This is a genomic window from Caldibacillus sp. 210928-DFI.2.18 (assembly GCF_020554505.1).
Lineage (GTDB): Bacteria > Bacillota > Bacilli > Bacillales > Caldibacillaceae > Caldifermentibacillus > Caldifermentibacillus hisashii.
In genome coordinates, this window is sequence record NZ_JAJCHL010000028.1 from 33,476 (window position 1) to 39,865 (window position 6,390).

General features: G+C 35.9%; 6 protein-coding genes. 3 read left to right on the forward strand and 3 right to left on the reverse strand.

Annotated elements, in window-relative coordinates:
- Positions 1-73 precede the first annotated feature (73 nt).
- Both LIZ98_RS08045 and LIZ98_RS08050 read left to right on the forward strand, forming a co-directional pair.
- Positions 74-625, forward strand: a complete 552-nt coding sequence (locus LIZ98_RS08045; RefSeq protein ID WP_041903462.1) for a CueP family metal-binding protein — start codon at positions 74-76, stop codon at positions 623-625.
- Between the two features lie 75 nt (positions 626-700).
- Complete coding sequence (locus LIZ98_RS08050; RefSeq protein ID WP_034770347.1) at positions 701-1,498, forward strand: HAD family hydrolase; 798 nt, start codon at positions 701-703, stop codon at positions 1,496-1,498.
- A 245-nt stretch (positions 1,499-1,743) separates the two neighbouring features.
- Here the strand turns inward: LIZ98_RS08050 and panE are convergent, their stop codons facing one another.
- The 3 genes from panE to LIZ98_RS08065 all read right to left on the reverse strand — a co-directional run bounded on the left by panE (position 1,744) and on the right by LIZ98_RS08065 (position 5,650).
- Complete coding sequence (gene panE, locus LIZ98_RS08055; RefSeq protein ID WP_227139347.1) at positions 1,744-2,658, reverse strand: 2-dehydropantoate 2-reductase; 915 nt, start codon at positions 2,656-2,658, stop codon at positions 1,744-1,746.
- A 127-nt stretch (positions 2,659-2,785) separates the two neighbouring features.
- A complete protein-coding gene (locus LIZ98_RS08060) occupies positions 2,786-3,949 on the reverse strand; it encodes a C40 family peptidase (protein WP_108898076.1) in 1,164 nt (387 codons plus the stop codon).
- Between the two features lie 351 nt (positions 3,950-4,300).
- Positions 4,301-5,650, reverse strand: a complete 1,350-nt coding sequence (locus tag LIZ98_RS08065; protein ID WP_227091799.1) for an aspartate kinase — start codon at positions 5,648-5,650, stop codon at positions 4,301-4,303.
- A 471-nt stretch (positions 5,651-6,121) separates the two neighbouring features.
- On the opposite strand from LIZ98_RS08065, the gene LIZ98_RS08070 reads away from it, so the two are divergent.
- Positions 6,122-6,390, forward strand: a 269-nt coding sequence (locus tag LIZ98_RS08070; RefSeq protein WP_227139346.1) for a TSUP family transporter, incomplete at its 3' end; no start/stop codon positions are given.

Sequence of the window (6,390 nt, forward strand, 5' to 3'; positions counted from 1 at the left end):
TTTTACTCATTGCATTATTGATTAACTTGTTTTACATTTAAATTATCAAGATTCTATAGAAGGGTGATGCACCATGAAGAATAAAATCATATGGCTTGCCGGTATCCTCGGAATAGTATTTATATCATTTTTCGTTTCTATTAATTTGGATAAAAACATAAATGATGAAAAAAATACAACGATAAAAAATCAGAGCGGGGATATTAAACAATTAGTCCATGACTACAGTGTCGGTAATTTGAAAAACGGTTCAGCATCGATAACCTCACAGCAACTAATTGTGACAGATAAAAATTCCAATCAAGTGACATACGATCTTCCCAAAGATGAATTTTTTGTTTCCATTGCGCCGTACATCCACCAAACCCATCCATGTGAAATCCATAGTTTGACAGGCTGCCGCGGTGAAATGGCTAACGAAGAATTTCATGTTTATATTGAGAATACAGAGGGCAACGTTATTGTCGATAAAAAAATGAAAACATATGCTAACGGATTTATCGATCTTTGGCTGCCCCGAAATGAAACATTTACGATAACCATTACGAAAGATGAGAAAAGTGCCCAATCAGAAATTTCCACATTTGAAGATGATCAAACTTGTGTGACAAATATGAAGTTATGATTTTTTAATTACTTCAGATTTTATTCAAAATGCACTATATTTTGAAAATGGCCAAAAAAGAAAGGATTTGTGACGATGAAATGTTTTTCAATTGATTTGGATGGTACTCTATTAAATTCAACCCGTGAAATATCAGAGGAAAATTTTGCAACTTTAAAATATCTGCATGAGCAAGGACATTATGTAATTATTAACTCAGGCCGGGCAATTGAGGATGTTCTTAAATTTGAGGAGATTCGAAAGCTTAATCTTCCTATCATCAGTATTAATGGAACGGTTATCTATTCTGAAAATCGTGATATTCTATTTGAAGCCTCGATACCAATTTCAACGTATAAAAAATTATTTTCGCTTTTAAGCGAGCTCGGTCTCGGTATTATGGTATATACGAATCAAGGCGGTTTTCCATTCCGTAATCCGGACATTCAAGGGAAAAGCTGGGAAGAAATCGAGTCCATGTTCGCAAATTATAATTATGATCAAATTTTTGAAAAAGACAATTTGAAAATCTATAAAGTAATGGCTGTTACTCGACCTGATCAAATTGAAACAATCGACCTTGCAAAAAAAGCTGTTGCAGGGAAATTAGCACTGTCTGTTGCATCCTCGCACCCAGACAATATTGAGTTTACATCGGTTGAGGCAAATAAAGGAACAGCGCTATTACGATATCAAAAACATATGAAGATTTCGTTTGATGAAATTTATGCCTTTGGTGACGGTGGGAATGATGTGGAACAATTTAAAGTGGCAACAACAGCAATCGCTATGGCCAATGCACCGCTTGAAGTCCAAAAAGAGGCAGATATAATCACTAAAACAAATGATGAAAATGGATTTACCTATGCAGTAAGAGAATTATTGAAGATGTAATGGCTTTTATTTATTAAATGAAAGTAAGGACAGTCTGAAGCCACTGAAAAATTATTCGATAAATTTGCTTGCACAATTTACAAGGGGTAAACCCAGTAAACCAAACGGATATCCTGTCCGGAAAGTGTTTTCAATATCATGTTTACCCTTTTTCAGCGGCCTCGGACAGTCTGATATGTCCCTACTTATGCTTTTTGCAATTATATGTTAAAAATATATTTTTCTAGAAAACTTACGCTCAAGTTTTACCGTGAACGCTCATATATTTTTAGATTCGCATAGACGGCCTCTAAAACGGGTACGGGAAGATCGGCTGTCTTGGCGATTTCTAACAGATAGCCGTGCAAGTGATCCGCTTCTACAGGGAGCCCTTTTTCCATATCTCGTTGCATGGACGATTTCATTTCAGGCGCTAAGTTTGCAATCTTTTCCATCTGAATCGTCTCTAATTCATTGGATATTGGTGCTCCTGCAACATTCATAACATCGATTATTTCCTTTGTTAGTTGTTTAATTGTCTCCATTCCACTCGGATGGTTACAAATTGGACCGATCGGAGCTCTCATTAAAGTAGTAATTCCCGACATGGTAGCAATAAATAAATATTTATGCCAAAGATCTTCAATAATGGTCGAGCTTAATTGAAAATCCGCCTTTGTTCCTTTTAACGCAACAGCTAATTTTATGATTCTCTCAGATTCTTGCCCGGATCGTTCACCATATACAAGCATATGTAACGGACCTTTCTGAATAACTGCCCCCTCGCTATCCAGTGTGGCTTCAATGTAACATAGACCACCAATTACCTTTTCTTTACCGAATTGTTCATCCAGTTTGTTATAATGAGCCATTCCATTTAGTAACGGAATAACCATTGTGTTTTCCCCCACATATGGACGAACATCGTCTATTGCATTGTCTAGTTGATAAGCTTTTGTTGATAAAAGGATGACATCATATGATTCAACTTCTTCACCTGTAATAATCGTTTTCGGTGATAATGTGGCATTCCCATAGTCACTATGAATAACCAGCCCTTTCTCCTGTAAGTTGCGCATTCTTCCTTCTCTTACTAAAAATGTGACATCTGCCCCTTTTTCCAGTAAACGTCCCCCAAAATAGCCGCCAACTGCCCCTGCTCCAACGACAAGAAACTTCATTAGTATACCCCCTATTAAAAAAGTAAAATATGTTGTAATCATTATATACTATTTCCAAAATTTTATTATAAAAGAAAAAAATAGCCGACCAATTAACAATCGGTCGACCTTAATAATGTTTACTATTTTAATTGATGATTCTTCTTACATTTCCATTAAATGCATTAGCCCAGTAGCCGCTTGTCATATTTTCTATTCTAACACCGTAACTGGTTTGGGAACCGATAAATTGTCCATTTCCCAAATAAATACCAACATGACCATTTGTTTTATAAGTATTAAAGAATACAAGATCTCCCGGACGCATGTCACTCGGGGCAACTTTCGTACCTTGTCCAACGAGTACTCCTGTTGAACGTCCAACAGAAATACCGGCTTGAGCAAAGGCCCAATTAACAAATCCGGAACAATCAAAAACGCCATTTACAGGATCTGCTTTACCGAATTCATAACTAGAATTACCAAGAAATTGTTTACCGGCAGAAATTACAGTATTTATTGCATTTCCGCCGCTTACCGTTGGAACAAATGAAGAACTGGATGGTTTATTTCCTTTAGCAACTGCTGTTTTACTACTTGTATTATTTGTTGAATTATTTGTACTTGCTGTAACTGCCGCTTGAAGAGCCGCTTGTTGGGCAGCTTGTTCAGCAGCGAGTTTCTGTGCCAAAAGTTGTTCTCCCTCTGTTGCTAATTGTTGTTTAATAGATTCCGCTTGGGATTTTTGCTCAGCGATCAGACTTTGCATACCTGCCAGTTCTACTTTCATATCATTAAGTTTATTTAATTCATCTTGTGCAGCTTTTTCAGTTTCCTCAATCGCTTTTTTATCTTCTTCTTGTTTTGCAATTAAATCTTGATCTGCTTTTGTTAATGTTGAAATAGCACTTGCACGACTGATGAAATCCTCAAAGTCAGTAGCACCGAGCAAAACTTCCAAATATCCTAATGGTCCGCCACCAGCTTGCATAACACGAAGCCGATTCTTAATTTGTTCTTCCCGTTTCGCCATTTGTTCCTGAATGGCTGCTTTTTCAGTTTGTAACTGGTCGATTTTTGCTTGAGTGGCCGCGATTTTTTCTGTTGTTTCTTCCATAACTTTTTGATTCTCTGCAATCGTTTGTTCTAATCTGGCAATCTGTTCATCTATTTTTGCCTTTTCTGTCTGATTTTGTATAATTTTGCTTTGAATAGAATTACTTGTTTCTGCATATGTATATGTTGGTACCGATGAAAAAGCACCAATTCCAAGTACAATTGTTGCACTCAGTGCTGTAAGCGGCTTCTTCAAGATTATAACCACCTTTACTATTAAGTCGATTTCAGTATTTTATTCTACACGAGTCTAGTTTCAATCTATTTACTATAATATTACAATTATATTTCAATTGATTTTCCATTCTATTATTTTTGTTAAAATTCAACAAGCAAGTCTTGTTAAATAAATTCAAACTCTACTTTTTAATTTAATAGACGATCTTGTATTGTTTTTAATCTCATTATCATTATTAAAAACTTGTTTATCTCTCTAATTTTTACAATCTTTTTTCCTCCACAAAATCAGTTGCCTTACATGTTAACATGACCAGGTGGAATGGTCATTTTGCTTTCCACAGAAAAAAAGCCCGGTCAAACCAGACTTTTAGTTAAAAAACTCTTCATATAATGCTTGTACTGCTTTCTTCTCATCAGTTGCTTTCACACCGAACATCATGCTTACTTCTGATGAACCTTGGTTGATCATTAAAATATTTACTCCGCTTCTTGCAAAGGCTGCAGCAGCTCGAGACATTGTTCCGATCGCTTGCCTCATTCCTTCACCGACTATCATAATCATTGCTAAATCATGTTCAATATGTACTTCATCAGCATGTAATTCAGTCTTTATCCGCTCTAGAACCTGTCTTTCCGTTGCTAAATCCAGTTGATTTTGCCGTAAAATAACAGAAATATCATCAATTCCGGATGGCGTATGTTCATATGACAAATGGAAATCTTCCAAAATTTGCAGAAGCCGACGACCGAAACCAATCTCCCTATTCATTAAATATTTATTCACATAGATATTACTAAAACCGGTATCACTGGCTATTCCTACAACCGGACCGTTCTGGTTATTCCGATGATGGACAATTTTCGTTCCCGGATGATTTGGGTTATTTGTATTTTTTATATTAACCGAAACACCGGAGCGAAATACAGGAATAAGTGCCTCATCATGGAATACGCCAAAACCGCCGTAGGATAACTCTCGCATTTCTTTGTAAGTAATTTCATGAATTTCTTTCGGGTTGTCAACAAAATTCGGATTAACGGTATAGACGGCATCGACATCCGTGAAATTTTCATAAACGGTTGCTCCAACGGCACTGGCCAAGATTGAACCCGTTATATCCGAGCCCCCGCGAGAAAAAGTAACAATTTCACCTGTTTTTGAATAGCCGAAAAACCCTGGAAATATCAAAATTCCGGGTCTGTCACGAAGTTTTTTCAATTGTTCATATGCTTCAGGGAGCACTTGCGCATTTCCCGGTTCATCAGTTAAAAACAAACCTGCTTCTTTCGGATTCACATAGTGTGCTTCCACACCACAGGATTGAAAATAAGCGGCAATCAACTTAGCACTGTTATCCTCTCCACTTGCCTTTACTGCATCCATAAACCGAGAAGCATTTGATCGATCCCCATGTAAAATTTCTTGTAAATCAGCGGCGATCCGATCAATAATATGCTCGGATACCCCCAGTTCGTGAGCAATTTCTGCATAACGATCAACAACTGCCAAAAAAGCTTCTTTCCCATTTCCCGTTTTACAATATTCTTCCCCGCATTTTATCAGCAAATCTGTAACTTTTATATCATCCTTTTTTCTTTTTCCGGGTGCTGAGACGACAACAATTTTTCGCTCAGGATCTGCTGTAACAATTTGGAAAACTTTTTTTATCTGCTCAGCCGACGAAACAGAAGTCCCGCCAAATTTTACGACTTTCATGAAATTTCCACCACCATTTTTCTGCCAAAAATATCTATGAATCTTATTATCGCTTGAATTTGGTTCGATTGCAATTATTTTTTTATAACTTTCTCTCTTTTTGAATAATGTAACCTCTCGAAATGAATGATATAAAGATTGTTTGAATTTGAAGGAAGGTCAAATATGGTAGATTATAACGTAAAAAGGATTAATAATTTCTATCAAAACTTTTTTATCTTTGGTTGTAGAAAGGTGAGTTTCGCCAAAATCATTGAAATAAAACTTATATTCTATCTATTACAAATATAGCCGAATTTTCCCTATACTTGTAGAAAACACATTTGCATTTAGTGTAAAAAAGTGTTAGTTATCGTCTAATCGATTCCTTTTTGTTTAATTTTAATTACTTTTATTTATCGAAATCAATAATAAACTTTAATTTTCCTTATTGATTGTCATGAAATACACTATATAGAGGAGGTGGTTTAGTTGGAATACATCGCTTTATTCTTTACAGGTATGGTCGCAACCACTTTGGGAACTTTAGCAGGAGGTGGAGGATTAATTAGTTTACCTATCATGCTGCTTTTAGGAATTCCCATCCACTCAGCTATTGGTGCAAATAAAGTATCCAATACAGTTAGTGCGTTTTCTAGTTTCTTATATTTATTCAAACACGGACAAATTTCATTAAAAGAGTCTTTGGTTCATCGCAGTTTAGTATGGAAAAAAACTGTCAACAATAATACTACCAATAA